We start from the raw sequence: 24,208 nt of genomic DNA on the forward strand, positions 1-24,208 counted from the left end.
CCATGACACACGCGACCGACATCGAAATGATGGACACCGATATCCTCATCCTCGGGACCGGCGGGGCGGGGCTTTTTGCGGCGCTGCACGCGTTGCAATCGGCACCGATGGGCACGCGGGTGACGCTCGCCGTTAAGGGGCTTATCGGGAAATGCGGCTGTACGCGGATGGTGCAGGGCGGCTATAACGTGGCGCTTGGCAATGGCGACAGCGTCGAGCGGCATTTCATGGACACGATCCAGGGCGGCAAATGGCTTCCCGATCAGGATATGGCGTGGAAGCTCTGCGAACAGGCGGTGGTGCGTATCCACGAGCTTGAGAACGAGATCGGCTGTTTCTTTGACCGCAACCCCGATGGCAGCGTCCATCAAAAGGCCTTTGCCGGTCAGACCGCCGACCGCACGGTCCACAAGGGCGATCTTACAGGCATCGAGATCATCAGCCGGTTGATGGAGCAGGTGCTCGCCCGGCCGGTGCAGAAACTGCAGGAACATCGCGCCATTGCGCTCATCCCGACCAAGGACGGATCGGCGCTCTCAGGCGTGTTGTTCATCGACATGCGGACCGGCAAGTTCCGTTTCGTGCGCGCCAAGACGGTGATGATGGGGACGGGCGGCGGCCCGACCATGTATAAATATCACACGCCCTCGGGCGACAAGACGATGGATGGCCTTGCCATGGCGCTGCGCATCGGCTTGCCGCTGCGCGATATGGAGATGGTGCAATTCCACCCCACCGGCCTCTTGGCGGGGGACCATACGCGGATGACCGGCACGGTTCTCGAAGAGGGGCTGCGCGGCGCGGGCGGCCAGCTCATCAACCATCATGATCAACGGTTCATGTTCGATTACGACCAGCGCGGCGAACGGGCCACCCGCGATGTGGTGAGCCGCGGCATCTATGCCGAGATGCGCAAGAACAACAATCCCGAGCAGGAAGGCGTCTTCATCTCGATGAGCCATCTTGGCCCAGAGAATGTCCGCAAGAAATTCGCGGGCATGGTCAAACGCTGTGCTGACAGCGGTTTTGACCTCGCAGGCGGCAAGGTCGAGGTGGTGCCGACGGCGCATTACTTCATGGGTGGCGTGGTCGTCGATACCGAGACCCGGACCGAGCTCGAAGGGCTCTATGTGGCGGGTGAGGACGCGGGCGGGGCGCATGGCTCGAACCGGTTGGGCGGCAATGGCGTGGCCAATTCCACCGTCTATGGCGGGGTCGCGGGCGATGTGATGGGGATGGATATCCGCCGCATGGGCGCGCTGCGCGATCCGGACCGCAACATCCTCGACCGCGAGATCGAACGGGCCAGGGCGCCGCTCTCAAAGAAGCCCGGCAACATCCTAGAGCTGCGCAAGAAATTGCAAAATGTCATGTGGGATGATGTGGGCGTCATGCGCACCGAGACCGGCATCAATCGCGGGCTATCCCAGCTCTCGGAAATCGAGGCCGAGCTGATGGAGACCGGGGTCGATGGCAGCAATCTCGCCTTCAACCTGACCTGGCATGACTGGCTCAACATGGCGTCGCTCACCGAGATTTCCGAGGTGATCGCGCGCGCCGGGCTGGCACGGGAAAATTCGCGCGGGGCGCATTTCCGCGAGGATTTCCCCGAACCCGGCGCGATGGAAGCATCGTATTTCACCGTGGCGCGCAAGGCAGGTGAGACGCTGTCGGTCAGCCGCGAGCCGGTCAAATTCACCATTGTGCGCCCCGGCGAGACGATCTTGCCCGAGGGCGAACCTGAAACACTTGTGGGAGCGAATTGATGATCCCGATCGACCTGATCCAGAAAACCGCAGAAACGCTGATGGACAAGGCGGCCATCGAAATCCCCGAGGATTACCTGCAAGGGCTGCAGGCCGCCGCCAAGACCGAGGATGGCGATCTGTCCTCCTTTGTGCTGGAGGCGATGCTCGAGAATTACAAGGCCGCCAAAGAGGATGGCCGCGCCATGTGCGGCGATACTGGCACCCCGCGCTGGTATGTGAAAATGGGCAATGACACCCGGATCGAGGGTGGTCCCATCGCGCTCGAGGCGGCGCTGCGGCGGGCCACGGCGAACCGCACGGATGGCGTGCCGCTCCGGCCCAACCGGGTGCATCCGCTGTGGCGGACCGACCACAACAACAACGTCGGCATTGGCGCGCCCGAGATCGAATATGGCTATGAGCCAGGCGGCGAATGGATCGACCTGATCACCGTGCACAAGGGCGGGCTTTTTGGGACAGACTACCGGATGCTCTTTCCCTCGGACGGGATCGAAGGCATCAAGCGGTTCTACCTCGACAGCCTCGTGGCCTTTGGCAAGCGCGGCCTCGCCTGTCAGCCGGCAATCATCGGTATCGGCCTTGGCGGCTGCAAGGACACCTGCATGGTGCTCGGCAAGCGCGCCGCCTGTCTGCGCACCGTCGGCAGCAAGAACAGCGATCCCAAGATTGCCGCGCTGGAAGACGAGTTCAAAGAGCTCGGAAATTCCATCGGCATGGGCGCCATGGGCTTTGTCGGCAAGAACATGGTGATCGATTGCAACATCGAGGTGGGCTATTGCCACACCGGCGGCATGCAGATGTCGGTTCATGCCTTCTGTCTCAGCTCGCGCCGTGCCGTGGCCCGGGTCTTTGCCGATGGCCGGGTCGAATATCGCACCGATCCCGACTGGTTCACCGATTATCAGCGCCGCGAGACGGTGGACTGGCTCGAAGGGGCGGAAGAGGTGATGGCATGACGCCAGCCCCCGGATCCACGGCCGCGGGCGAAGGTCCGCTGGCGGGCCTCCGGGTGCTCGACCTGACCCATGTGCTCGCCGGGCCCTATGCCACCGGGCAGCTGGCGCTCATGGGGGCCGAGGTGATCCGGGTGGAACGGCCTGCGGGCGATGATTTCGTGCGCGGCCATGGCGGCACCGAAGAGATGCGCGCCGCCGGGCTGGGGGCGAGTTTTCTCAGCCAAAACAGTGGCAAACGCTCGATCACGCTCGATCTCAAGGGGGCGGGCGACCGCGCGCGTCTGCTCGATCTGGCCCGCAGCGCCGATATCATGGTCGAGAATTTCCGCCCCGGTGTCGTCGACCGTCTCGGCGTGGGCTATGACCAGATCCGCGCGGTGAAACCCGATATTCTCTACGCCAGCCTGAGCGGTTATGGCCCCGATGGGCCGCTCGCCGGGCGACCGGCCTATGACCATATCCTGCAAGGGATCAGCGGCCTCATGGCGATGACCGGCGAGGCGGCCAGCGGCCCGATGCGCGTCGGCCTGCCCATTGTCGACTATGTGGCGGGTCAGGCGTTGGTGGCGGCGCTGCTGGCGGGGCTCTTGCAGCGCGCGAGGGTGCCCGGAGAGCCGCAGCACCTGCAGATCTCGATGCTCGATGCGATGACGACGCTGATGGGGGCCTATGCGCTGCACCATGAAACCACGGGTCAGCTGCGGGGGCTGGAGGGCAACCGCGCCTTTGCCGATACGCCCTATTCAGGGCGGTTCGACTGTGCCGAGGGGGCCATCGTGATCACCGCCAACACGCCCGCCCAGGCCACCCGGCTCTGTGCGGCGCTGGGGCGCGAGGACCTGCTCGATCAGGGCGCGCCGGGGCAGGTGGCCGACAGCCTGCGAGAGATTTTCCTCGCCCGTGACGCCGATCACTGGGAGGCGCATCTCTCCGAGGCGAATGTCCCCGCCGCGCGGGTCCGGAGCCTCGCCGAGGCGCTCGACCATCCGCAGATGAAACACAGCCCCGCCTGGCGCGATTTGCCGGTGCCGCAGCTCGGTCTGACGCTGCGCGCCCCGGCGCTGCCCTTTGCCGCGCCCTGGGGCCCCAAGACGCTGGCGCCCGTACCGACATTGGGCCAGCACACAAGTGAAATCCTAGCCGACTTGCCGAAGGAGGCCGCCTCATGAAACCGCGTGAAATCCGACTGTCCACCACCCCGAGCGCCGAAGATATTGCGGCGCTGCGCCTTGGCGATATCGTCTATCTCGACGGGCTGATCTACACCGCCCGCGAAGGCGTCTACATGCGCGCGCTCGAGAAAAACGCCAATATTCCCATGGAGTTGCCATCCGAGTCTGCGGCAAACTTCCACTGCTCGCCAGCCGCCACGATCCGCTCGGACGGCACCTTCGACATGGGGGCGGTGACCGCCACCGCCTCGTTCCGCTTTGCCAAATGGCTGCCCGAATGGATGGCCAAGACCGGCGCCCGTTTGATCATCGGCAAGGGGGGGATGTCGTCGAAGGATTACAAGGAATATTTCGTCCCCAATGGGGCGGTCTACCTGTCGACCGTGGGCTATGGCACCGGGGCGCTTTTGGGCCGTGGGGTGGAAAAGGTCGAGGCGGTGCATTGGAACGAAGAGCTTGGCCTCGCGCAGGCGATGTGGGTGATCCGCTGCAACAAGATGGGGCCGTTCATCGTGGCCTCTGACCTCGAAGGGAACTGCCTCTTTGAGCGTGAGAACGCCAAGATCGCCGGCAATCTGGCCCGGGTCTATGAGGGCACGCGCCCGGCGGTTCTCAAACGCTATGGCGAGACCGATGACCGCTCGGATGAGGTGATCGGCTAGCGTCACCACGCGAGAGTTTCACCCGGCCACACCCGCCCTCTGACAGGGGGGCGGGTGCTGTGTTTTGAAGGGGGGCTAGATCGCCAAAATGCCATGTCGGCAACACGTCGGTATGACGTCGGCATCACGACTGCGCGCATTTTTGTAGAGAACCCATCGCAACATCGCTGCTTTGTGCAAACATGCGGCGCGAGTGTCTCTGAGAAGAGGGGAAAGTGGTGGGCGACCCTGGAATCGAACCAGGCGTGCGTCTCCGCGAGGGAGCCGCAGGCGGGCCCTGCCATCTGGCCGTATCGCGCAGGATCGATCCGGGGGATCGATCGGCGGCCACGAGCACAGCGCTTGCGGGGTCGAAAAGGTCATGAAAAGGAGGGGAAAGTGGTGGGCGACCCTGGAATCGAACCAGGCGTGCGTCTCCGCGAGGGAGCCGCAGGCGGGCCCTGCCACTTGGCCGTATCGCGCAGGATCGATCCGGGGGATCGATCGGCGGCCACGAGCACAGCGCTTGCGGGGTCGAGATTGGTCGTGAGAAGGAGGGGAAAGTGGTGGGCGACCCTGGAATCGAACCAGGCGTGCGTCTCCGCGAGGGAGCCGCAGGCGGGCCCTGCCACTTGGCCGTATCGCGCAGGATCGATCCGGGGGATCGATCGGCGGCCACGAGCACCGCGCTTGCGGGGTCGAAATAGGTCAAGAAGAGGAAGGGAAAGTGGTGGGCGACCCTGGAATCGAACCAGGCGTGCGTCTCCGCGAGGGAGTTACAGTCCCCTGCCACACCTTGCGGCCTGTCGCCCACTTTCCCGGCACAAAAGCGCCGGATGTGGGGGGCTGATTACCGCCGCGACCGGGGGGCGTCAACAGGAAAATCGCTTGCGCCCGGACAATCGGCAGTGCACGGAGGGGGCCAGTTGAGAAAGGGGCATCTTGCCATGAAGAAACCGCGCTGGGTCATCGACAAGGAACAGGCCAAAAAGGCCTCGGCCGCCGAAACCGTCTGGCTTTTCGGGCTGCATGCGGTGCGCGATGCGCTGATGAACCCGGCCCGCGACAAGCTGCGGCTGATCGTGACCAAGAACGCCTGTGACAAGCTCCAAGATGCCATCGACGCCGCCGGGATCACCCCCGAGATGGCCGACCCGCGCAAGTTTTCCGCCCCCATCGATCCGCAATCGGTGCATCAGGGCGCGGCGCTCGAGGTCAAGCCGCTGAACTGGGGCTCGCTCGAGGATGTGGCGCTGCGCGAGGGCGTGGGCGCACCGCGTCTGCTGCTGCTCGACCGGGTGACCGACCCGCATAACGTGGGGGCGATTCTGCGCTCGGCCGAGGTGTTCGGCGCGCAGGCGGTGATCGCGCCGCGCCATGGCTCGGCCCCCGAGACCGGCGCGCTGGCCAAGACGGCGAGCGGGGCGCTTGAACGGCAGCCCTATCTGCGGGTGCGCAACCTCGCCGATGCGATCAGCGAGTTGCAGGCGATGGGGTTTCTGGTGCTTGGCCTGGCGGGCGAGGCGGAGGACACGATCGACGCCGCGCTCGACGGGATGCGCGACCGGCCGGTGGCGCTGGTGCTCGGGGCCGAAGGGCCGGGGCTGCGGCAGAAAACCCGCGAAACCTGCGACAAATTGGTCAAAATCCCCTTTGCCGGCGGCTTTGGCTCGCTCAACGTCTCGAATGCGGCGGCGGTCTCCCTATATGCCTCCCGAGAGCGGTAAACCGGGCGAGGCATGGCAGATAAAATCGCAACCTGTTGCTATTGCGGCGCGCGCAGCCTGTTGCGGCTGCGCGGCGCGGTGCAGCATGAGCTGAGCTGCGGCTCTTGCGGGGCGCCGATCCGGCAGATGAAACATATGCCGGCGCGGCCCACGGCCCGGCCTGCGCCCAAGCCCAGCCCAGCAAAACCCGCGCCAGAACAGCGCCAACGGCGCAAAAACCTGCGCAAGAAATCGCCGATCCGGGGGATGGCGCGGCTGATCGACGACCTTTGGGATGAGATCGAAGATATTTTCGACTGAGATATCAGGCGGTTACATTCGTGACGCGCGAAAATCCGGCCGCCTGTTCACAGCTCTATTACAATCCCTTTTTAACCTGAGATTGCGCCTTACATAGAGTTCAGAGGCGCCGGTTCGGAACCCCGGCGTTTCACTTCACTGTCCCTCGTTCCGTGACTGCGCCCAGGGGGTTTCCCCTTGGGCGCTTTTTTTGCGGGCGCCTTTTTTTCGGGCGCTTTTTTATAGAACGGATCGCGGAAGGGCTTGCCGCACCTTGCAGGGCGGCTAGGATCGCCGGATGGAGAGCTATAGCGATCAGTTTCTGAAAGACGTGCTGCGCCGCACCAAGCGCATTGCGGTGGTGGGGGTCTCGGCCAATGAGATCCGCCCGAGCTATTACGTGGCGCGCTACCTGAGCCTCAAGGGCTATGAGGTGTTTCCGGTCAATCCGGGCCAGGCGGGCAAGAGGCTCTTTGGCCGCAAGGTTCATGCCAGCCTCGCCGAGATCGAGGCCGAGATCGACATGGTCGACATCTTTCGCCGCCCCGAACATGTGCCCGACGTGGTCGACGAGGCGCTCGCCGCCTTTCCGGCGCTGCGCACCATCTGGATGCAGATCGGCGTGGTGCATGAGGGCGCGGCCGAACGCGCGCGCGCGCGTGGCGTCGATGTGGTGATGGATCGCTGCCCCAAGATCGAATATCAGCGCCTCTTTGGCGAGCTGCGCATGGGCGGCTTTGCCACCGGCATCATCTCGTCCAAGCTCTGAAACGTCTCCTAAGGCTTCTTCTGGCGGAAAATATCCCGGGGGTCCGGGGGCAGCGCCCCCGGCTCAGCCACTCGTGCCCTTAGCTCGCGGTGAAATCCGCAGCGATGCGCTGATCGCGCAGCGGGCGGACGCGGCGGATCGATTCCTCGTAGAGCGGATGCGCTTTATAGGCGGCCAGCGCCGCCTCGTCTTCGAACTCGGCATAGACCACGATATCGACGGGGGCGTCGCTGATCATGTCGCCCTGCAGGTTGCGACCAAGTTCGAAATGGCGGTGATGGGGGATCTGCGCCAGAAGCGACAGCCCGTCATGAATGCGGTCGTAATCGGCGCGGTCGCGGGCCGAGAAAAACACGACATGGCGGATCATCTGCGCGCGGCCTTTTCCGCGAGGCCGGATTGCGCCTGGCGCGCGTCGAGCACGGCCATGACCTCGGCCAGCGACACGTCGCGGGCGCGCAGCATCACCAGCAGGTGAAAGAGCACATCCGCCGCCTCGGAGGCGAGCGCCGCGCGGTCGCCCTTGACCGCCTCGATCAGCGCCTCGATGGATTCTTCGCCGAATTTCTCGGCCACTTTCTCGGGGCCTTTGGCGAGAAGTTTTGCGGTCCAGCTGTCGTCGGGGCTGGCTTCGGCGCGGCGGGCGACGATCTGTTCGAGCTCTTCGAGGGTCATGCGCCGAGCCTCACCGGGATGCCAGCCGCCGCCATATGGGATTTGGCCTGGGCGATGGTGTAATCGCCGAAGTGAAAGATCGAGGCCGCGAGCACCGCCGCCGCGCCGCCGCGGGTCACCCCGTCGACGAGATGGTCGAGCGTGCCGACCCCGCCCGAGGCGATGACCGGCACCGGCACCGCGTCCGAGATGGCGCGGGTGAGCGGCAGGTTATAGCCGTCGCGGGTGCCGTCGCGGTCCATCGAGGTCAGGAGGATTTCGCCGGCGCCGAGTTCGGCCACTTTGCGGGCGAATTGCACCGCGTCGATGCCGGTGGGCTTGCGGCCGCCATGGGTGAAGATTTCCCATTTGCCGGGGGCCACGGTCTTGGCGTCGATGGCCACCACGATACATTGGCTGCCGAATTGCGCGGCAGCCTCGCGGACCACCTGCGGGTTGGCCACAGCGGCGGAGTTGAAGCTCACCTTGTCGGCCCCGGCCAGAAGCAGGGCGCGCACGTCTTCGGGGGTGCGCACGCCGCCGCCCACGGTCAGCGGGATATAGCATTGCTCGGCGGTGCGGCGCACCACGTCGAACATGGTGCCGCGATTCTCGTGGGTGGCGTTGATGTCGAGAAAGCAGAGCTCGTCCGCGCCCGCCGCGTCATAGGCGCGGGCGGCATCGACGGGATCGCCCGCATCGACGAGATCGACGAAGTTCACGCCTTTGACCACGCGGCCGTCGGCCACGTCGAGGCAGGGGATGATGCGTGTCTTGAGCATATTTGTGCCGGGTCCAGTTTGTCACGAAGCTGTTTATGGCTAAATCCTTCAACATGCCAGAGGCTGTGCCCATGAGATATCGATCAAGATGAGGAGTTTGGAACATGAAGAAGATTATGGCCGGGATTATGATTGCGCTTGCCGGGGCGGCCGGCAGCGCCATGGCGGATGAGGATGACATCACGCGGGTCAAGGCCGAGGGGGCCGTGGACGAGGTGATGAACGCGCTGGAGATGGCGGTCGAAGGGGCGGGGGCCACGGTCTTTGCCCGGGTCGATCACGCAGGCGGGGCGGAACAGGCCGGCATGTATATGGAGCCTTCGCAGCTCTTGATCTTTGGCAATCCCAAGCTCGGCACGCCGGCGATGCAGGACAATATGCTGGCGGGGCTCTACCTGCCGCTCAAAGTGCTGGTCTATCGCGACAAGGACAATCAGGTCTGGCTCGCCTATGAGGACCCCGATGAGACGCTCGATCTCGACGGGATCGACGATGATGCCGAGTATATCAAGCAGATGACCGGCGCGCTTGAAAAGCTGGTGGCGAAAGCCTCGGGGATGTGATCCCCGGCCCGGGATGCTCAGCGGGGCGCTCAGCCGGGCGCTTGGCCGGGTGCTGGGCGGTCCGCCGGGCGTCCGGCATGGCGGTGGAGCCGGGCCAGCATCTGTTTGGCGATGAGGATATGAAACGGCATAATCGCCGCGAGGTACAACCGGCCAAACCGGTTGTGCCGCCGCACCCATGTGCCACTGTGGATATAGCCATCGCGGGCGAAAAAGCTGATGCGGAAATCGAGATGGTGATCGTCAAAGCCGAGCACCAGTTCCTGCGCGCATTCATGGGTGACCGGGAAGATGGCGATGCTGTCGCCGCCCGTGTCCTGTGGTGACATGTCCTGTGATGTAGTGTCCTGTGATGTCAGGCCCTGTGATTTGAGGTCGAAAGGCGACAGGAGCAGCCCGCGCAGCCGCAACAAGAGCCGCACCCAAGCCGGAAAGCGCAGCGCGATCTCCGCCGCGTGGCGCGGGGCATAGGCCGCCCGGACCCGGTAGCCATCGATGAAATCGCCCGGCGCGTGGAGGGACCAAAGCAGGCTCTCCTTGGGCAGCGGGGCCGTTTCGATGCTGCGAAAGAGCCCCATCCGACTCAGCCCTTGAGCGCCGCCAGCGCCTCGCGCAGGTCGATCGCCCCATCATAGAGGGCGCGGCCCGAGATCGCCCCGTCGAGCGCCGCGCCGCAGTCGCGCAGCGCGATCAGGTCCTCGATGGAGGAGACACCGCCCGAGGCGATGACCGGGATCGACACGGCGCGGGCGAGCGCGGCGGTGGCCTCGATATTGGGGCCCTGCATCGCGCCATCGCGGTTGATGTCGGTGTAGATGATCGCGGCGACGCCCGCGTCCTCAAAGCTCTGGGCCAGGTCTGTCACCATCACATCGGTCTCTTCGGCCCAGCCCTTGGTCGCCACGCGGCCATTGCGGGCGTCGATGCCGACGGCCACCTGACCGGGGAAAGCGCGGGCGGCTTCGCGCACCAGGCCCGGGTTTTCCACCGCCACGGTGCCGAGGATGACCCGGGCGAGCCCTTTGCCGAGCCAGGTCTCGATGGTTTTCATGTCGCGGATGCCGCCGCCGAGCTGGGCCGGGGTCTTGGTCTGGGCGAGGATCGCCTCGACCGGGGCGGCGTTGACCGGCTCGCCCTCGAAGGCGCCGTTGAGATCGACCAGATGCAGCCATTCGCAGCCCGCCTCGACAAAGGCCATGGCCTGTGCCGCCGGGTCGTCATTGAAGACGGTCGCCGCCTCCATATCGCCGCGCAGAAGGCGCACGGCCTGGCCGTCCTTGAGGTCGATGGCGGGGTAGAGGATCATGGCGGGCTCCGGCGTGGCTTGGGTCTTGCGATCTAGGTGGTTTCCCGGGCTTTGGCATGGAGACGCCGGAAATGCAACGCGACCCAACGTCATTCTTGATCGGCGCGCCGGGGGCGGGCCATGCTGCGGCCATATCTCAGGGAGGAGATCGACATGAAAAGATTTGCATTGGCCGTGGCCGCAGTCTGTCTGAGCGCGGGGGCGGCGCTGGCCGCCGATCCGCTCGAAGGCTATTGGCGCACTGCCAAGGATGACAATGGCAATTCCGGCATGATCCATGTGGCGCCTTGTGGCGCCCAGCTCTGCGGGACGCTGGTCAAGGCCTATGACGCCAATGGCAAGGAAATGAAGAGCCCCAATATCGGCCGCAAGATCATTTCCGAGACCGTGCCCAAGGGCGGCGGCGCCTATACCGGCAAGGTCTATTCGCCGGACCGGGGCAAGACCTACAAGAGCAAGCTTCAGATGTCGGGCAAAAGCCTCAAGGTGAGCGGCTGTGTGCTGGGCATCTGCCGCGATGGGGGCGCTTGGGTCAAAGTTAAATGACCTTACGTCAATGTTGTCTCTAGGTAATCTTTTGTTAACCAAACACCACCTATAGGTGTTGCGTGCGAGTGTTCACAGAGTAAGACCACCCCGGGAGCGAACGCCTGGGGTGGTCTCTGTTTAAGTTCTTGATTTTACAAGCGTAATTATCACTACGGTTAGCCCCGGGCGTGTGCCTTTTGGCCCGCCCGGGATGCCCGTATAGGGCGATCCGAGTGGTTAACCTGTGTTAAGGTTTCCAGCGCAGGAAGTTGGCGATGATGCGCAGCCCGGTGGCCTGGGATTTTTCCGGGTGGAACTGGGTGCCGACGATCGTGTCGCGGCCGACGACGGCGGTGATGTCGCCCGCGTAATCCACATGCGCCAGCCGGTCCGGCCCGTTCGCCACCTGAAAATGGTAGGAATGCACGAAATAGGCGTGATCGCCGGTGTTGATCCCGTCGAGCACCGGGTGCGGATCGCCGAGGATCAGATCGTTCCAGCCCATATGCGGCACTTTGAGCGTCGGATCGCCGGGGTCGATCGGCGTCACCGTGCCCTCGATCCAGCCAAAGCCCGGGGTTTCGCCATGCTCCAACCCGCGCGAGGCGAGCATCTGCATGCCGATGCAAATGCCCATGAAGGGGCGGCCTTGGGTGATCACCGCCTCCTCGATGGCGTCAAAGAGCCCCGAGCGTTCGAACAGCGCCGCGCGGCAGGCCGGGAAGGCGCCGTCGCCGGGCAGCACGATCCGGTCGGCGCGGCGCACCGCGTCGGGATCGGTGGTGACGAAAACCTCGCCGCTGCCGGTCTCGGCGGCGACGCGCTGAAACGCCTTTTCCGCCGAGTGCAGATTGCCCGACTCGTAATCAATGATCGCAGTGCTCATGGGATCACAGCGCCCCTTTGGTCGAGGGGATGGCGTCGGATTTGCGCGGGTCGGTGTCGACCGCGTCGCGCAGCGCCCGGGCGACGGATTTGAACGCCGCCTCGGCGATGTGGTGGCTGTTCACCCCGTGCAGCATGTCGACATGGAGCGTGATGCCGCCATGGGTCGACAGCGCCTGAAAAAACTCGCGCACGAGTTCGGTGTCGAACGTGCCGATTTTTTGGGTCGGCAGATCGAGATTCCACACCAGAAACGGCCGGCCCGAGAGATCGAGAGCCGTGCGCACGAGCGCGTCATCCATCGGCAGCAGGCAGGCGCCATAGCGGCGGATGCCGCGCTTGTCGCCGAGCGCCTCGGCCAGCGCCTGACCGAGGGCGATGCCCACGTCCTCGACCGTGTGGTGGTCGTCGATATGCAGATCGCCCGTGCAGCGCAGCGTCATGTCGATCAGCGAATGGCGGGCCAGCTGATCGAGCATGTGGTCGAAGAAGCCGACGCCGGTCTCGTTGTCGTAGCGACCGGTGCCGTCGAGGTTGATCTCGACCGAAATATCGGTTTCCGCGGTCTTGCGGGTGATGGTTGCGCGGCGCATGGGCGGCCCCTTTCGTCTTGGTCCCGTCCTTATAGGGGGGAAGCGTCACCGCGCCAAGAGAAGAGGGGGCTGCGCGGGCCTCGGGTGCCGCGAACACTTTGTTAACGCCGGGGGGCTAGGGTGGTGGGTGGAGAGTGGAAGGTGTCGCATGCAGCTGCGGTTGAAAAATATGGCACAGGTGCGCCTGTTTGCGGTGGTCGTCACCGCCTGCGCGCTCACCGGGGTGCATCTGATGCAGCTGGTGATCTACCCGCCCGATCTGTGGCGGCAGATCCTCGTGACCAGCACGGTGATCACGATCAGCATGGCGATGCCGATTGCCTATTTCGTGGGCCTGCAGATGGCGGCGGTGGAACGGCTGACTGCGCAGCTCGAACATGCGGTCAATCACGATGCGCTCACCGCGACCTGTTCGCGGCTGCGGTTTTATGAGGAGGTGGGCAAGGCGCGGAACTGGCCCTTGATGCTCATCGCGACGGATATCGACCATTTCAAAGGGGTGAATGATCAATATGGCCATCAGGCGGGCGATGCGGCCTTGCGCCAATTCGCCCAATGCCTTGTGCGCAATTGCCGCGAGGATGACATCGTGGCGCGGTTTGGCGGCGAAGAGTTCATCATCCTGCTGCGCGCCGAGACCGAGCCAGAGGCGCTCGCCACGGCAGAGCGGCTGCGGTCCTGGGTCGCGGCGCGGGAGTTCGTGCTCGACGGGCATGTGGTGCATATCACCGCGAGTTTCGGCGTGGCGCGGGCCGAGGATGCGGCGTCGATTGACCGGGCGATGCATGCCTCCGATCTGGCGCTCTATCGGGCCAAGGAGGCCGGGCGCAACCGGGTCTGCGCCTATGATGCGGAGATCGATGGCGTGGCGGGGGTGTCGCGGCCGTCGGGCGGCATCGCGCCGCGTCTCTCCGGCCCATCGGAGAGCAAAGCGCCGGGGCGGCGGCTCGGGGATCAGTCGGGCGATGTGCCGGGAGATTTGCCGGGAGATTTACCGGGATCAGCCGCCGCCGCGCGGTAATGGTCGAGCACATAGACCCGGATCGCCGAGGCGAGCCCCATGTCGGTGCCATCCGCGCCAAGGCTGGCGGCGCGGGCGTCGTCGATCTCATTGGCGAGCTGGTTGAGCGGGATGCCACGTTCGGCGGCGATGGCGCGAAAGGCCTCCCAGAAAGGGGCCTCTAGGGAGACGCTGGTGCGGTGACCGCGGAGCGTCAGCGAATGTTTGACCGGCCGGCCCGTCATGGATCGCGCTCGCCCTCATCCGAAGGCGCGTCGCTCGTGTCGTCACCCTTATCGGCGCTCTTCGCCACGGGCGCGCGGCGGTGGGCGTCGAGGATCTGCGCGGCGCGGGATGTGCGGGCCTGATCAAGGCTGATCTCAGCCTTGCTGCGCCCGAATTTGAGAGAGTTTTCTTCGGCGCGGGCCTTTTTGGCAGCCCGCGCCTTGTCCTTGCGGACCCGGTTCAGATTGACCGGCTTGTCGCTCATTTGGGTCCGATCATGTCCTGCGGGCGCACCACGCGATCGAAGGTCTCTTCATCGACAAAGCCGAGCTTGACCGCCTCTTCGCGCAAGGTGGTGCCGTTCTTATGCGCGGTCTTGGCGACCTTGGTGGCATTGTCATAGCCGATGGTCGGTGCGAGCGCGGTGACCAGCATCAGCGATTCGCGCATCAGCTTGTCGATGCGGGCCTCATTGGCCTCGATCCCGTCGAGCATCCGCTCGGTAAAGCTGTCGGCGGCATCGCCCAGAAGCTGGATCGATTGCAGCAGGTTATAGGCCATCATCGGGTTGTAGACATTGAGCTCGAAATGCCCTTGCGAGCCGGCGAATTTGATCGCCGCGTCATTGCCCATCACATGCGCCGCCACCTGGGTCAGCGCCTCGGCCTGGGTCGGGTTGACCTTGCCGGGCATGATCGACGAGCCGGGTTCGTTTTCCGGCAGGATCAACTCGCCCAGACCGGAACGCGGGCCGGAGCCGAGGAAGCGGATGTCATTGGCGATCTTGTAGCAGCTGCCCGCCACGGTCGCGAGCGCACCCGACAGGAACACCATCGCGTCATGGGCGGCCAGGGCTTCGAATTTATTGGGGGCGGTGACGAAGGGCAGGCCGGTGATCTCGGCCATATTGGCGGCAACCTCTTCGCCCCAGCCCTTTGTGGTGTTGAGCCCGGTGCCGACGGCGGTGCCGCCCTGCGCCAGCTCATAAATGCCGGGCATGGCCGCCTCGACCCGCGCGATGCCTTGGCGGATCTGATGGGCATAGCCCGAGAATTCCTGACCCAAAGTCAGCGGCGTCGCGTCCTGAGTGTGGGTGCGGCCGATCTTGATGATGTCCTTGAAGGCCTCCGACTTGCGCTCGAGCGCCTCGGCGAGGCGGGTGAGACCGGGCATGAACACATCGCGCACCATCATCGCCGTGGCGATATGCATCGCGGTGGGGAAGGTGTCGTTCGACGATTGGCCCATGTTGCAATGGTCGTTCGGATGCACCGGATCCTTGGAGCCGATCTCGCCGCCGAGCATTTCGATGGCCCGGTTGGCGATCACCTCATTGGCGTTCATGTTGGACTGCGTGCCCGAGCCGGTCTGCCAGACCACCAGCGGGAAATTGTCGTCGAGCCGACCGTCGATCACCTCGCCCGCCGCCGCGATGATCGCATCGGCCAGTTTCGCATCCAGCGCACCCGACGCCTTGTTGGCCTGAGCGCAGGCCTGTTTGATCACGCCCAGCGCGCGCACGATGGCGACGGGTTGTTTTTCCCAGCCGATGGGGAAGTTCATGATCGAGCGCTGGGTCTGCGCGCCCCAGTATTTGTCGGCAGGCACCTCGAGCGGGCCGAAACTGTCGGATTCGGTACGGGTAGCGGTCATGGGTCGGACACTCCTGATTGGGTTGTGCCTGTCATAGCGTCTGGGGCGGAAAGATCAACGCTGTATGCCGTGGCATACAGCGGGATGGATCACTTGCGGAAGCTGTCGAGACTGACCACTTCGGCCTCGGTCCGAGGGGCGTCGCCATGCCGGTCCTCAGAGGCGTCCTCCATGTCCTCGTCGTCGAGCGATCCGTCCTCGTCGAGCAGATCCTCGTCATCCTCGTCCTCGTCCTCTTCGTCGTCATCGCTTTGCTGTTCAAAGCGCAGGCCGAATTCGACGGAGGGGTCGACGAAGGTCTGAATCGCGTCATAGGGGATGTAGAGATTTTCCGGCGCATCGCCGAAATTCAATGTGATCCCAAAGCCTTCGTCGGTCACGTTGAGGTTGTCGTACCAGTGCTGCACGACGACGGTCATCTCGGCCGGGTAGCGATCGCGCAGCCAGTCGGCCATGGTCGCCTCGGGGTGGGTGGTGTCGAAGGTGATGAAGAAGTGATGCGCGCCGGGCAGCCCGTCCTTTTGCACACCCATCAGCACGTCCTGAATGAGCCGCCGCATGGCAGCGTGCATGAGTTTCCCGTAATCGATCATGCGCGACATGTATGGCCCCAAGGTTGTTGCCCCATAAGCATACGGGATTCGGGCGGAAACGAAAGCCCTGTTGCGCATATCTGCAGAGGTGGATCAGGCCAGAATGTGCAGGGTCAGCGCCGCAAGTGACGTAAGGGCAAGTGTGAGGGGAATCGACCGGCGCAGCACCAGTAGAAACAGGGCTGACAAGAGGGTGAGCCCGAGCGCGGTGAGCGACAGGCTCGGCCAGTCGGGGCGCGGGCCGAGGGGCGAATCATGCACCCTCTCAAAGAGCACATGCAGCGCGAACCAGAGCCCAAGGTTGAGAATCACACCGACCACGGCGGCCGAGATCCCCGCCAGCGCGCCGCGCAGCCGGGGTTTGGACAAGAGCCAATCGACATAGGGTGCGCCGGCAAAAATCCACAGGAAGCAGGGCACGAAAGTGACCCAGAGCGTCATGCCACCGGCGAGCAATGCGAGGCTCAGCCCGCCTTGCAGCCAACCTGCGAGAAGGCCCACGAATTCGGTCACGAGGATGAGCGGGCCGGGGGTGGTTTCGGCCAGACCGAGCGCGTCGATCATCTGGGCGGTGTCGAGCCAGCCATGGGTTTCGACCACGGTCTGGGTCATATAGGCGAGCACCGCATAGGCGCCGCCAAAGGTGACCACGGCAAGCGTGCTGAAGAAAAGCCCAATCTCGGTGAGAAACGTCGCCCCCATGGCTGCGGCGAGCGCCAGAGGCGCGGCCCAAAGCGCCCCCCAGATCAGCAACGTGCGCGCCAGATGGGAATGGCCCGGATGCGGCACGGGATCGGCCGGGGCGGGGCTTTGGTGGAACGCGAGCCCGGCCAGCGCCGCGGCCGCGATGACCAGCGGAAAGGGCACCGAGCCCGCGTACATGGCGACAAAGGCCAGCGCTGCGAGGAGCCAATGGGCGCGGCGGCGCAGCGCCTTTTTCGCCAAGCTCCAGAGCGCGCGCAGCACGATCACGATCACCGCCGCCTTGATGCCCACGAAGCCGGCCTGCACGAGGCTCAGATCGGCGAATTGCGCATAGGCCAGCGCCAGCACCAGGATCACCGCCGCGCCGGGCAGCACGAAGAGCCCACCGGCGATGAGCCCGCCGGGTACGCCCCGCAGCCGCCAGCCGCAATAGGTCGCGAGCTGCATCGCCTCGGGGCCGGGCAGCAGCATGGCAAAGGAGAGCGCGCCGAGAAACCGCTCTTCGCTCATCCAGCCGCGGCGGGTGACGATCTCGTCATGCATGAGAGAAATCTGGGCCGCCGGGCCGCCGAAGGATAGCAGACCGATGCGGCCAAAGCTGCGCAAGAGGTCGGAATAGCTCTGGCTCATGCGCGGTCTCCGGCCTTGGTTGGTGCCGGGGTTGGTACCTGTGCCGGGGCGGTGCCGGGCCAGTCATGGGCCTCGTCATAGCCGTCGCGGGCCCAGCGGTAGAGCGCATCATAGAGCGCCAACCCCGCCGTGAGCTGATCCTGATCATTGCGATATTGCCGCGAGAGCCCGACCGAGATCGCCAGCAGCCCAGCGGCGGCGGGGTGCAGATCATGGCGGTTGGTGTCCGCCGCGCGGATAACGAGGGCGAGACGGCGCAGCGGCTCGGAGCCCAGCCCGAAGAGATCAAGCATCGTGTCAAAGCTGCAGGCTTCGCCCCGGTGGCTGAACGGCACGCCGTCGATGTCGAACGGGGTGGCGTCAAAGCGGGAGGCGACCTCCGCGACCTGATCGGGGGCGACAAAGAGAAAGCGGGCGCGGCGATCGACAAAGCGCCGGATGAGCCAGGGACAGGCGATGCGGTCGATCTTGGGCCGGTGCCGGGTGACCCAGAGCGTTGCGCCATCGTGCAGCGGTGGGCGGGCGGCGGCGGTCAGGCGGATCGTGCCGGGCGTGTCGCGCCAGCCGAGGTTGCCGCCCTGCAGATACATCGCGTCGATCCCGTCGCCCGCGAGCCAAGCGGCGGCGCCTTGGCTGAGCTTGGCGCCTTTTTGGCAGATGAGCACGGCGCGTTGGCCCTGCAGGTCCTGTGCCAGGGCGGGCAGATCCCGGTGGCTGTGCCGTTCGGCGCCGGGGATGAGATAGGGGTCTTGGGCGAAATCCTCGTCGAGGGTGAGATCAATGAGCCGCGGGCAATCCGGGGTGCCGATCAGGCGGGAGAGCTGTGCTGGGGTGAGTTCATTGGGGGCGGGCATGACAAAGCATCCTCTGTGAAAGGTCAGTGGATGCGACTTTGGGCCAAAGCCTCACGGGGCAGTCGCGGCGGCCCCATGCCGAGCAGAATGAAAGGCGCGGCGCGCGCTGTCAATCCCGGTGCGGTGCAGGACCGGGTGCGAATTGGGTGGGGGGAATGGGGGGGAAGATAAGTGCAGGCTTCTGTTGCCAGGTGCCTGCGAACCCCGCCTTACCTGGCTAGAGGCAAGGGCTTAAGTTTCGGTTACTCCGACTGCTTACGCAGCCATTGCGACCGGAGCACGATTGTCATTTGCAATTGTACTGTTCGGGCCGATACGGTGGCACCCCGCCGAGACAAAGCTAACCCCTTTAGACGTTCGTCGATCCTATTTCGTCCCCATGATCCCCAAATGAAGGATGGTTGGTGGAGACGCCGGGTACCGCCCCCGGGTCCGATCCGCTTATTACGAGCGCGTTTATGTCCATAGTCCCCAAGGGGACAGGGAGGAATATAGGCGCGGGCGCGGGCAAAGCAAAGGGGGCGCAAGAAAAAATCCCCGGCGCGGGCACCGGGGATTTGTCGTTGTTGCGGCTGGCGATCAGCCGGCGCGGCGGAAATCCGTCACATCGGTCACGGTAAAGCGGCCGCCTTTGACCTTTTGCAGCTTGCCCTGACGCAGGAGCTGACCAAAAGAGCGCAGCCCATCTTCGCGCGAGAAGCCGCTGTCGTCCACTTCGCGCAGCTTGTGCATCAGCATCGGGCGCGAGAATTGTTCGCGGCCTTCCACATCCGAGATATAGGCGGCGGCGGCTTCGAGCAGCTCGGTCAGGTTGTCGGCCCCGACCTTTTCGGCGTAATCGGCAAAGCCGCCATCGGTCGAGGGGACGGGCCCGTCGAGCGTGTCGCTTACCAGTTCGGCCTGCGAGACGCGGCGCGGGCGCACCGGCTCGGACGGGGTGTCGACGCGCTGTTCGGCGACGAGACGCAGCGGCGCCGGGCGCGAGACCTCGGGGCGGTCGGTGCGGGCTTCGCCATCGGCACGGGGACGGCGCGGGCGCACGGCCTGCTCCAGATCCATGTGATAGGGCGCGGCATCGGTGCGCGGAGTGATGTCGATCCCGGCGCTTTTCTCGGCCTTGGTGGCGGCGACGGCGGCGCGCAGATGCTGGATCGCGCTGCGGCGCTTGCTACCTTCGCTGTCGTCGAGTTGGGTGTCCGCTTCGCGGAACATCCGGTCGGTTTCGGCGGTGTCGGCCTGGGCGGCGAGACGCGAGGGACGGGGCGCGGCGATGTCGTTTTCGCTGACGTCTTGTGCCTCGTCTTCTGCGGTCTCGTCTTCTGCGGCGGCGCTGGCGGCCTCGGCCGTGTCCTCGTCGTCGAGATCATCCTCGAGATCATCGTCCAAGTCGTCCATGGCCAGCGCATCGGCGCTCTCGTCATGACCGTTGAATTCGGCCTCGACCGCGGCGAGTTCGCGCAGCAATTCGGCCTCGGCATCGGGGTCGAGATCTTCGGCGCTGTCTTCTGCATTGTCTTCGGCGGTCTCGTCGGTCGCGACCTCTTCGGCATCCTCGAAAACGCTGTCGAACTCCGAACGCTTGACCTTGACCACGCGCACGGGGCTCACGTCTTCCAAGGTCTCGGCGGCGTCGTCGGCGGCCTCGTCGGCCTTATCGTCGGCCAGAAGCGAGGCGAGGCTGTCGCCAAGCTCGACGCTGTCCTCCTCGGCACTGTCTCCGGCGGCACTGTCTTCGGCGGCGGTGATGTCGTCCTGAGACGCGGCATCGGCCATCAGCTGCGCCAGCGTGTCCTCGGCCTCGGCGCCAGAGGTGTAAAGCGCGTCCTCGCCCTCTTCGTCATAGAGCTCAGCGGCCTTTTCGGCGCTGTCCTCTGCGGCGAGCGCGGCGAGCACATCCTCGGTGACATCGACCGGGGTCTCGTCCGCGAGGTCTTCGGCGGTGTCTTCTGCGAAGGCCTCAGAGATCTCTCCGGCGGTCTCCGGCTCGGCCACAGTCTCGGCCACAGTCTCGGCAGCGGGGGCCACCGATTCGGGGGCGGCATCAACCTCTGCCTCTGGCGCGGCGGATTGCATGAAATCCTGCGCGTGCTCGTCCTCATTATAGGTCTCGGCGAAGGCCACGCTCTGCGGGCTGGCGACGGCGCGAATGCGGCGCAGCTTGTCGGCGACGCTCTCGGCCTCGGCGGGGGCGGCACGGTCGATGTCGCGCGGCGTCGAGGCGACCGGTTCGGCCTCGTATTCGGGGGTGGGCTGCGCGGCGGTGAAAGGTTCCGGCGCGGGCGCAACAGGGGCGACCGGCGCAGGGGTTTCCATCGCAGCGGCAGGCGCCGGAGCGGGCGCGGGAGTGGGCTCAGCCGCAGGCGCAGAAGGGGTTTGCGAGGTCAGCTGGGGGGCCGGTTGGGCCGCAGCCTCGGCCTGCTCGGCCTGAGCCGCGCGCAGGTGAATGCGCCCCTCGTCATCGCGGGCCTCGACCCGGCGGGAGATTTCACGCTCGGCGATACGGGCCAGCATTTCGGCATCCGGTGTCGGCGGTTCAGCCCCGAAATAACGGTCGTCGGCGGCCAGATCACGGAAATATTCCGCGATGGCTTTCATCGTGTCGAAACTGTCGTCAAACCCTTCGAGGGTACAGGAAAATGTCCCGTAGGAGACCGTTAAAATCTTGCTTGTACTGACCATGTTATGCTCGCTTTGTGTTGCCCACAACGGAAGGGTTTACCATGGTGAGCCAGTCGAAAGAGGCCCGAATCTAGGATCATGAGCGTATCATTTCGTGACGAATTTGTGTTCTGTTTCCAATATCGGCAATAATGCGGGGTAGTATCTTTGATTGTTTCCAGCTTGTCACCAATCGCTCTGATCGGCGGTGGGGATATGGACCAGGGCGATCTCGCGGCGGCGCTGGCCCATGCCGAGTGCGTGGTCGCAGCCGATGGCGGCGCTGATAAGGCGCTGGCGGCGGGGATCATGCCGGAGGCGGTCATCGGTGATTTCGACAGCCTGTCCGCGCGGGCGCGGCGCGAGATCCCGCAAGAGCGGCTCCATCGGATCGACGAACAGGACAGCACCGATTTCGACAAGGCGCTGCGCCATATTGAGGCGCCCCTGATCCTTGGGGTCGGGTTTCTTGGCGCGCGGCTCGATCATCAGCTGGCGGCCTGTAACACATTGGTACGCCACGCAGAGGCGCGGGTCATCCTGACCAGCCGCGACAGTATCGTGCTGCTCGCGCCGCCGTCGATTGTCCTCGATCTGGCGCCGGGGACGGTGGTTTCGCTGTTTCCGCTGGGGGCGGTCGAGGGCGTGTCGGATGGGCTCGAATGGCCGATTGCCGGGCTGAGCTTTTACCCCGATGGGGTGATCGGCACGTCGAACCGGGCGCTGGGACCGGTCGAGATGAGCTTTACCGCGCCCAAGATGCTGTTGATCCTGCCGGCGGACTGTCTGGACCGGGTGATCGAGGCGCTGGGGCGCACCGCATCGCATTGGTAAGATCAGGGCGGTAAGATCAGGGCGGTGAGATCAGGGCGGTGAGATCAGGGCGCGGGCGGCGGGCGGCGTTCGAGATGCTGTTCGCGCAGAAAGACAAAAAGCCCTGAGCCGACGATCAGCGCAATCCCCACCATGGCAAGCCCATCGGGCAGCGTGCCAAAGACATAGAACCCCATGACCGTGGCCGAGACAATCTCGAGATATTGCAGCGGTGCGATGGTCGAGGCGGGCGCGAGCGAGAGCGCGAAGCTCAGGCAGACATGGCTCAGCGTGGCGATCAGGCCGACCACCGCCAGAAGCCACACTTCGCGCGGACCGGGCCAGGAGGGGTCGAGCTCGGACAGGCCAGAGCCGTTGAACGCAGTCAGCAGCGGGAGGGCGATGAGCACGGCGGCAATGCCGGTATAGGCCTGCAATGTGATCGGGTGCATTCGCGTCGCCATGCGCCGGGTGAGGATCATGTAGAAGGCAAAGAGAAAGGCGGTGACCAGCGGCAAGAGCGCCACCGGGCCGACATCCTGAAAGGTTGGCCGGATGATCAGGAGCGCCCCGGCAAAGCCCACGGCACAGGCGATATAGCGGCGCGGGCCGATCGGCTCGCCCAGCATCCATGCGCCGAGAAGCGTCAGGATGAAGGGCTCGACAAAGAAGATCGAGATCGCCTCGGCCACCGGCATGAAACGCAGCGAAAAGAAAAAGCACGAGGTCGCCACCAGCAAGAGCGCGGCGCGCATGAGATGCAGCCCCATTTCGCCGCGCCGGGGCCGGTGCAGCCAGCCCATCCAGGCCGCGAGCGGCAGGAGCAACGCGCTTTGAAAGACAAAGCGGGTGGCGGCCACCTGACCCACCGCCACCTGATCGCCGATCAGCTTGGCGGCGGTGTCCATAACCGGCGCGAGGACGGAAAACCCCACCATGAAGAGGATGCCGAGCGTCGTCTCGCTCATCCCCGCGATGGTGGGCCGCCCGGTCATCAGCAGTTGGGCACGTTGACGGCGAGACCGCCGAGCGAGGTTTCCTTGTATTTCTCGCTCATATCCGCGCCGGTCTGGCGCATGGTTTCGATACAGGCGTCAAGCGGCACCAGATGCGTGCCATCGCCGCGCAGCGCGAGGCTCGCGGCCGAGACGGCCTTGATCGCGCCAAGCCCGTTGCGTTCGATGCAGGGCACCTGCACCAGCCCTTTGACCGGGTCGCATGTCATGCCGAGGTGATGTTCGAGCGCAATCTCGGCGGCGTTTTCGATCTGCTCCGGGGTGCCGCCCAGCACCGCGGCGAGACCGGCCGCGCCCATGGCGGCGGCGCTGCCCACCTCGGCCTGACAGCCCGCTTCGGCGCCAGAGATGGAGGCGTTGAACTTGACCAGCCCGCCGATGGCCGAGGCGGTGAGCAGGAAATCCTCGACGCGGTCGCTGCTTGCCCCCGGCACATGGTCGAGCCAGTAGCGGATGACCGCAGGGACCACCCCCGCCGCGCCATTGGTGGGCGCGGTGACGACCTGACCGCCAGCGGCGTTTTCCTCGTTCACCGCCATGGCATAGACGCTCATCCAGTCGTTGATCTTATGCGGCGCGCTGAGGTTGGTGCCGCGCTCGGCCAAGAGCGCCTCGTGAATGCCCTTGGCGCGGCGTTTCACCTGCAGCCCGCCGGGCAGGATGCCGTCGGTGGCAAGGCCACGGTCGATGCAATCGCTCATCACCTGCCAGATCTTGGCCACCCCGGTGCGCAGGTTTTCCGCCCCGCCGCGCGCCTCTTCATTGGCGCGTTTCATCTGGGCGATGCTCTTGCCCGAGGTTTCCGCCATCTCGAGCATCTCGGCGGCGGATTTGAACGGGTAGGGGACCGGTGCGCCATCATCGGTGTCGCGCCCTTGGGCGAGCTCGTCCTCGGTCAGCACAAAGCCACCGCCGATGGAATAATAGGTCTCTTGCAGGATCACGTCGCCCTGCGCGTCGGTGGCCATCAGGATCATGCCATTGGCGTGACCGGCGAGATTGGGGCCGAAATCAAAGATGAGATCATCCTTGGGGTGAAAGCGCAGCTCGGGCAGGCCCTCGGGGCGCAGCGTCTGGGTCTCGCGGATCTGGGCGAGGGTTTCCTCGGCCTTTTCATGATCGTAGCTCTCGGGCAGGAACCCTGCGAGCCCGAGGATCGTGGCGCGGTCGGTGGCATGGCCGACGCCGGTGAAGGCGAGGCTGCCATGCAGCGAGCCCTTGACGCCTGCGGGGGCAAAGGGCGCGGCGCGTATCTTGTCCAGAAACCGGGCGGCGGCGACCATCGGCCCCATCGTGTGCGACGAGGACGGGCCTACGCCCACTTTGAACATATCGAACACCGAGAGAAACATCGGGACACCTCTTTTGCTCTCACCGCGTGGCCCGACCGCGCGGGGCGGTGGGCTGCGGGGCGAGAATCGTCAATTGCGCTTTGGG

The 24,208-nt window shown here is 65.1% G+C and carries 27 protein-coding genes, 1 tRNA gene and 1 other RNA gene; 11 read left to right on the plus strand and 18 right to left on the minus strand.

What is annotated here, in order from left to right; all coding sequences use genetic code 11:
- Nucleotides 1-2: 2 nt before the first annotated feature.
- The 4 genes from ISM_RS12175 to ISM_RS12190 are packed head-to-tail and all read left to right on the plus strand — an operon-like array spanning nucleotide 3 to nucleotide 4,559.
- Nucleotides 3-1,766, plus strand: a complete 1,764-nt coding sequence (locus ISM_RS12175) for an L-aspartate oxidase (RefSeq protein WP_009814474.1) — start codon at nucleotides 3-5, stop codon at nucleotides 1,764-1,766.
- The gene (locus ISM_RS12180; RefSeq protein ID WP_009814475.1) at nucleotides 1,766-2,725 is read left to right on the plus strand and encodes a fumarate hydratase; all 960 of its coding nucleotides are present in this window, start codon (nucleotides 1,766-1,768) and stop codon (nucleotides 2,723-2,725) included. Before ISM_RS12175 ends, ISM_RS12180 begins: the two co-directional genes overlap by 1 nt.
- Entirely contained in the window at nucleotides 2,722-3,894 is a 1,173-nt protein-coding gene (locus ISM_RS12185; RefSeq protein ID WP_009814476.1) for a CaiB/BaiF CoA transferase family protein, read from the plus strand. Before ISM_RS12180 ends, ISM_RS12185 begins: the two co-directional genes overlap by 4 nt.
- On the plus strand, nucleotides 3,891-4,559 hold the full coding sequence (locus ISM_RS12190) for a fumarate hydratase C-terminal domain-containing protein (protein WP_009814477.1): 669 nt from the start codon (nucleotides 3,891-3,893) through the stop codon (nucleotides 4,557-4,559). Before ISM_RS12185 ends, ISM_RS12190 begins: the two co-directional genes overlap by 4 nt.
- A gap of 707 nt (nucleotides 4,560-5,266) precedes the next feature.
- Here ISM_RS12190 and ISM_RS18280 read toward each other — a convergent pair.
- Nucleotides 5,267-5,350: transfer RNA gene (locus tag ISM_RS18280), tRNA-Tyr, on the minus strand.
- Between the two features lie 135 nt (nucleotides 5,351-5,485).
- Between ISM_RS18280 and rlmB the strand changes: the two genes are divergently transcribed.
- The 3 genes from rlmB (at nucleotide 5,486) to ISM_RS12205 (ending at nucleotide 7,313) form a co-directional block, all read left to right on the plus strand.
- Entirely contained in the window at nucleotides 5,486-6,265 is a 780-nt protein-coding gene (rlmB, locus tag ISM_RS12195) for a 23S rRNA (guanosine(2251)-2'-O)-methyltransferase RlmB (RefSeq protein ID WP_009814478.1), read from the plus strand.
- A 12-nt stretch (nucleotides 6,266-6,277) separates the two neighbouring features.
- Entirely contained in the window at nucleotides 6,278-6,565 is a 288-nt protein-coding gene (locus ISM_RS12200) for a hypothetical protein (protein ID WP_009814479.1), read from the plus strand.
- A 277-nt stretch (nucleotides 6,566-6,842) separates the two neighbouring features.
- Nucleotides 6,843-7,313 carry a CoA-binding protein gene (locus ISM_RS12205; RefSeq protein ID WP_009814480.1) on the plus strand — a complete coding sequence of 157 codons (471 nt, stop codon included), beginning with the start codon at nucleotides 6,843-6,845 and terminating at the stop codon, nucleotides 7,311-7,313.
- A 79-nt stretch (nucleotides 7,314-7,392) separates the two neighbouring features.
- Here the strand turns inward: ISM_RS12205 and ISM_RS12210 are convergent, their stop codons facing one another.
- From ISM_RS12210 to hisF, 3 genes are read right to left on the minus strand one after another with little or no spacing between them, the layout of a single operon-like run.
- Complete coding sequence (locus tag ISM_RS12210; protein WP_009814481.1) at nucleotides 7,393-7,683, minus strand: Dabb family protein; 291 nt, start codon at nucleotides 7,681-7,683, stop codon at nucleotides 7,393-7,395.
- Nucleotides 7,680-7,988, minus strand: a complete 309-nt coding sequence (locus ISM_RS12215; protein WP_009814482.1) for a phosphoribosyl-ATP diphosphatase — start codon at nucleotides 7,986-7,988, stop codon at nucleotides 7,680-7,682. The genes ISM_RS12210 and ISM_RS12215 overlap by 4 nt, the downstream gene beginning before the upstream one ends.
- Entirely contained in the window at nucleotides 7,985-8,749 is a 765-nt protein-coding gene (gene hisF / locus ISM_RS12220) for an imidazole glycerol phosphate synthase subunit HisF (RefSeq protein ID WP_009814483.1), read from the minus strand. Before hisF ends, ISM_RS12215 begins: the two co-directional genes overlap by 4 nt.
- 104 nt (nucleotides 8,750-8,853) lie before the next feature.
- On the opposite strand from hisF, the gene ISM_RS12225 reads away from it, so the two are divergent.
- A complete protein-coding gene (locus ISM_RS12225; RefSeq protein ID WP_009814484.1) occupies nucleotides 8,854-9,312 on the plus strand; it encodes a DUF302 domain-containing protein in 459 nt (152 codons plus the stop codon).
- Nucleotides 9,313-9,341: 29 nt separating this feature from the next.
- Here the strand turns inward: ISM_RS12225 and ISM_RS12230 are convergent, their stop codons facing one another.
- Both ISM_RS12230 and hisA read right to left on the minus strand, forming a co-directional pair.
- Nucleotides 9,342-9,890 (minus strand): DUF2867 domain-containing protein, encoded by a 549-nt coding sequence (locus ISM_RS12230; RefSeq protein ID WP_009814485.1) that lies wholly within the window; start codon nucleotides 9,888-9,890, stop codon nucleotides 9,342-9,344.
- 5 nt (nucleotides 9,891-9,895) lie between these two features.
- Nucleotides 9,896-10,618, minus strand: a complete 723-nt coding sequence (gene hisA / locus ISM_RS12235; RefSeq protein ID WP_009814486.1) for a 1-(5-phosphoribosyl)-5-[(5-phosphoribosylamino)methylideneamino]imidazole-4-carboxamide isomerase — start codon at nucleotides 10,616-10,618, stop codon at nucleotides 9,896-9,898.
- Between the two features lie 153 nt (nucleotides 10,619-10,771).
- Here hisA and ISM_RS12240 point away from each other — a divergent pair, with 153 nt between their 5' ends.
- A complete protein-coding gene (locus tag ISM_RS12240; RefSeq protein ID WP_040618518.1) occupies nucleotides 10,772-11,164 on the plus strand; it encodes a DUF2147 domain-containing protein in 393 nt (130 codons plus the stop codon).
- Nucleotides 11,165-11,393: 229 nt separating this feature from the next.
- Here ISM_RS12240 and hisH read toward each other — a convergent pair whose 3' ends face one another.
- Nucleotides 11,394-12,032 (minus strand): imidazole glycerol phosphate synthase subunit HisH, encoded by a 639-nt coding sequence (hisH, locus tag ISM_RS12245; RefSeq protein ID WP_009814488.1) that lies wholly within the window; start codon nucleotides 12,030-12,032, stop codon nucleotides 11,394-11,396.
- Nucleotides 12,033-12,036: 4 nt separating this feature from the next.
- A complete protein-coding gene (gene hisB / locus ISM_RS12250) occupies nucleotides 12,037-12,624 on the minus strand; it encodes an imidazoleglycerol-phosphate dehydratase HisB (protein WP_009814489.1) in 588 nt (195 codons plus the stop codon).
- Between the two features lie 169 nt (nucleotides 12,625-12,793).
- On the opposite strand from hisB, the gene ISM_RS17755 reads away from it, so the two are divergent.
- Nucleotides 12,794-13,645: a GGDEF domain-containing protein gene (locus ISM_RS17755; protein WP_198011666.1), complete on the plus strand. Its 852-nt coding sequence runs from the start codon at nucleotides 12,794-12,796 to the stop codon at nucleotides 13,643-13,645.
- Here ISM_RS17755 and ISM_RS17995 read toward each other — a convergent pair.
- From ISM_RS17995 to ISM_RS12285, 8 genes are all read right to left on the minus strand, one after another.
- Nucleotides 13,579-13,869, minus strand: a complete 291-nt coding sequence (locus ISM_RS17995; RefSeq protein WP_009814491.1) for a ribbon-helix-helix domain-containing protein — start codon at nucleotides 13,867-13,869, stop codon at nucleotides 13,579-13,581. The genes ISM_RS17755 and ISM_RS17995 overlap by 67 nt on opposite strands.
- Nucleotides 13,866-14,114: a DUF4169 family protein gene (locus ISM_RS12260; RefSeq protein ID WP_009814492.1), complete on the minus strand. Its 249-nt coding sequence runs from the start codon at nucleotides 14,112-14,114 to the stop codon at nucleotides 13,866-13,868. The genes ISM_RS17995 and ISM_RS12260 overlap by 4 nt, the downstream gene beginning before the upstream one ends.
- Nucleotides 14,111-15,502 carry a class II fumarate hydratase gene (gene fumC, locus ISM_RS12265; RefSeq protein ID WP_009814493.1) on the minus strand — a complete coding sequence of 464 codons (1,392 nt, stop codon included), beginning with the start codon at nucleotides 15,500-15,502 and terminating at the stop codon, nucleotides 14,111-14,113. The genes ISM_RS12260 and fumC overlap by 4 nt, the downstream gene beginning before the upstream one ends.
- Before the next feature lie 89 nt (nucleotides 15,503-15,591).
- Nucleotides 15,592-16,104: an SspB family protein gene (locus tag ISM_RS12270; protein WP_009814494.1), complete on the minus strand. Its 513-nt coding sequence runs from the start codon at nucleotides 16,102-16,104 to the stop codon at nucleotides 15,592-15,594.
- 84 nt (nucleotides 16,105-16,188) lie between these two features.
- Nucleotides 16,189-17,430, minus strand: a complete 1,242-nt coding sequence (gene chrA / locus ISM_RS12275; protein WP_009814495.1) for a chromate efflux transporter — start codon at nucleotides 17,428-17,430, stop codon at nucleotides 16,189-16,191.
- A complete protein-coding gene (locus ISM_RS12280; RefSeq protein WP_009814496.1) occupies nucleotides 17,427-18,284 on the minus strand; it encodes a chromate resistance protein ChrB domain-containing protein in 858 nt (285 codons plus the stop codon). The genes chrA and ISM_RS12280 overlap by 4 nt, the downstream gene beginning before the upstream one ends.
- Nucleotides 18,285-18,454: 170 nt before the next feature.
- Nucleotides 18,455-18,805: a transfer-messenger RNA gene (gene ssrA / locus ISM_RS18000) on the minus strand.
- Between the two features lie 58 nt (nucleotides 18,806-18,863).
- Nucleotides 18,864-20,963: a hypothetical protein gene (locus ISM_RS12285; protein ID WP_040618058.1), complete on the minus strand. Its 2,100-nt coding sequence runs from the start codon at nucleotides 20,961-20,963 to the stop codon at nucleotides 18,864-18,866.
- Between the two features lie 162 nt (nucleotides 20,964-21,125).
- On the opposite strand from ISM_RS12285, the gene ISM_RS12290 reads away from it, so the two are divergent.
- Nucleotides 21,126-21,776, plus strand: a complete 651-nt coding sequence (locus ISM_RS12290) for a thiamine diphosphokinase (protein WP_254655681.1) — start codon at nucleotides 21,126-21,128, stop codon at nucleotides 21,774-21,776.
- A 44-nt stretch (nucleotides 21,777-21,820) separates the two neighbouring features.
- Here the strand turns inward: ISM_RS12290 and ISM_RS12295 are convergent, their stop codons facing one another.
- Nucleotides 21,821-22,750, minus strand: a complete 930-nt coding sequence (locus ISM_RS12295) for a DMT family transporter (RefSeq protein ID WP_009814499.1) — start codon at nucleotides 22,748-22,750, stop codon at nucleotides 21,821-21,823.
- On the minus strand, nucleotides 22,750-24,123 hold the full coding sequence (locus ISM_RS12300) for an L-serine ammonia-lyase (RefSeq protein WP_009814500.1): 1,374 nt from the start codon (nucleotides 24,121-24,123) through the stop codon (nucleotides 22,750-22,752). The genes ISM_RS12295 and ISM_RS12300 overlap by 1 nt, the downstream gene beginning before the upstream one ends.
- Nucleotides 24,124-24,208 lie beyond the last annotated feature (85 nt).

The sequence above is a fragment of the Roseovarius nubinhibens ISM genome (assembly GCF_000152625.1).
GTDB classification, from domain to species: Bacteria; Pseudomonadota; Alphaproteobacteria; order Rhodobacterales; family Rhodobacteraceae; genus Roseovarius; species Roseovarius nubinhibens.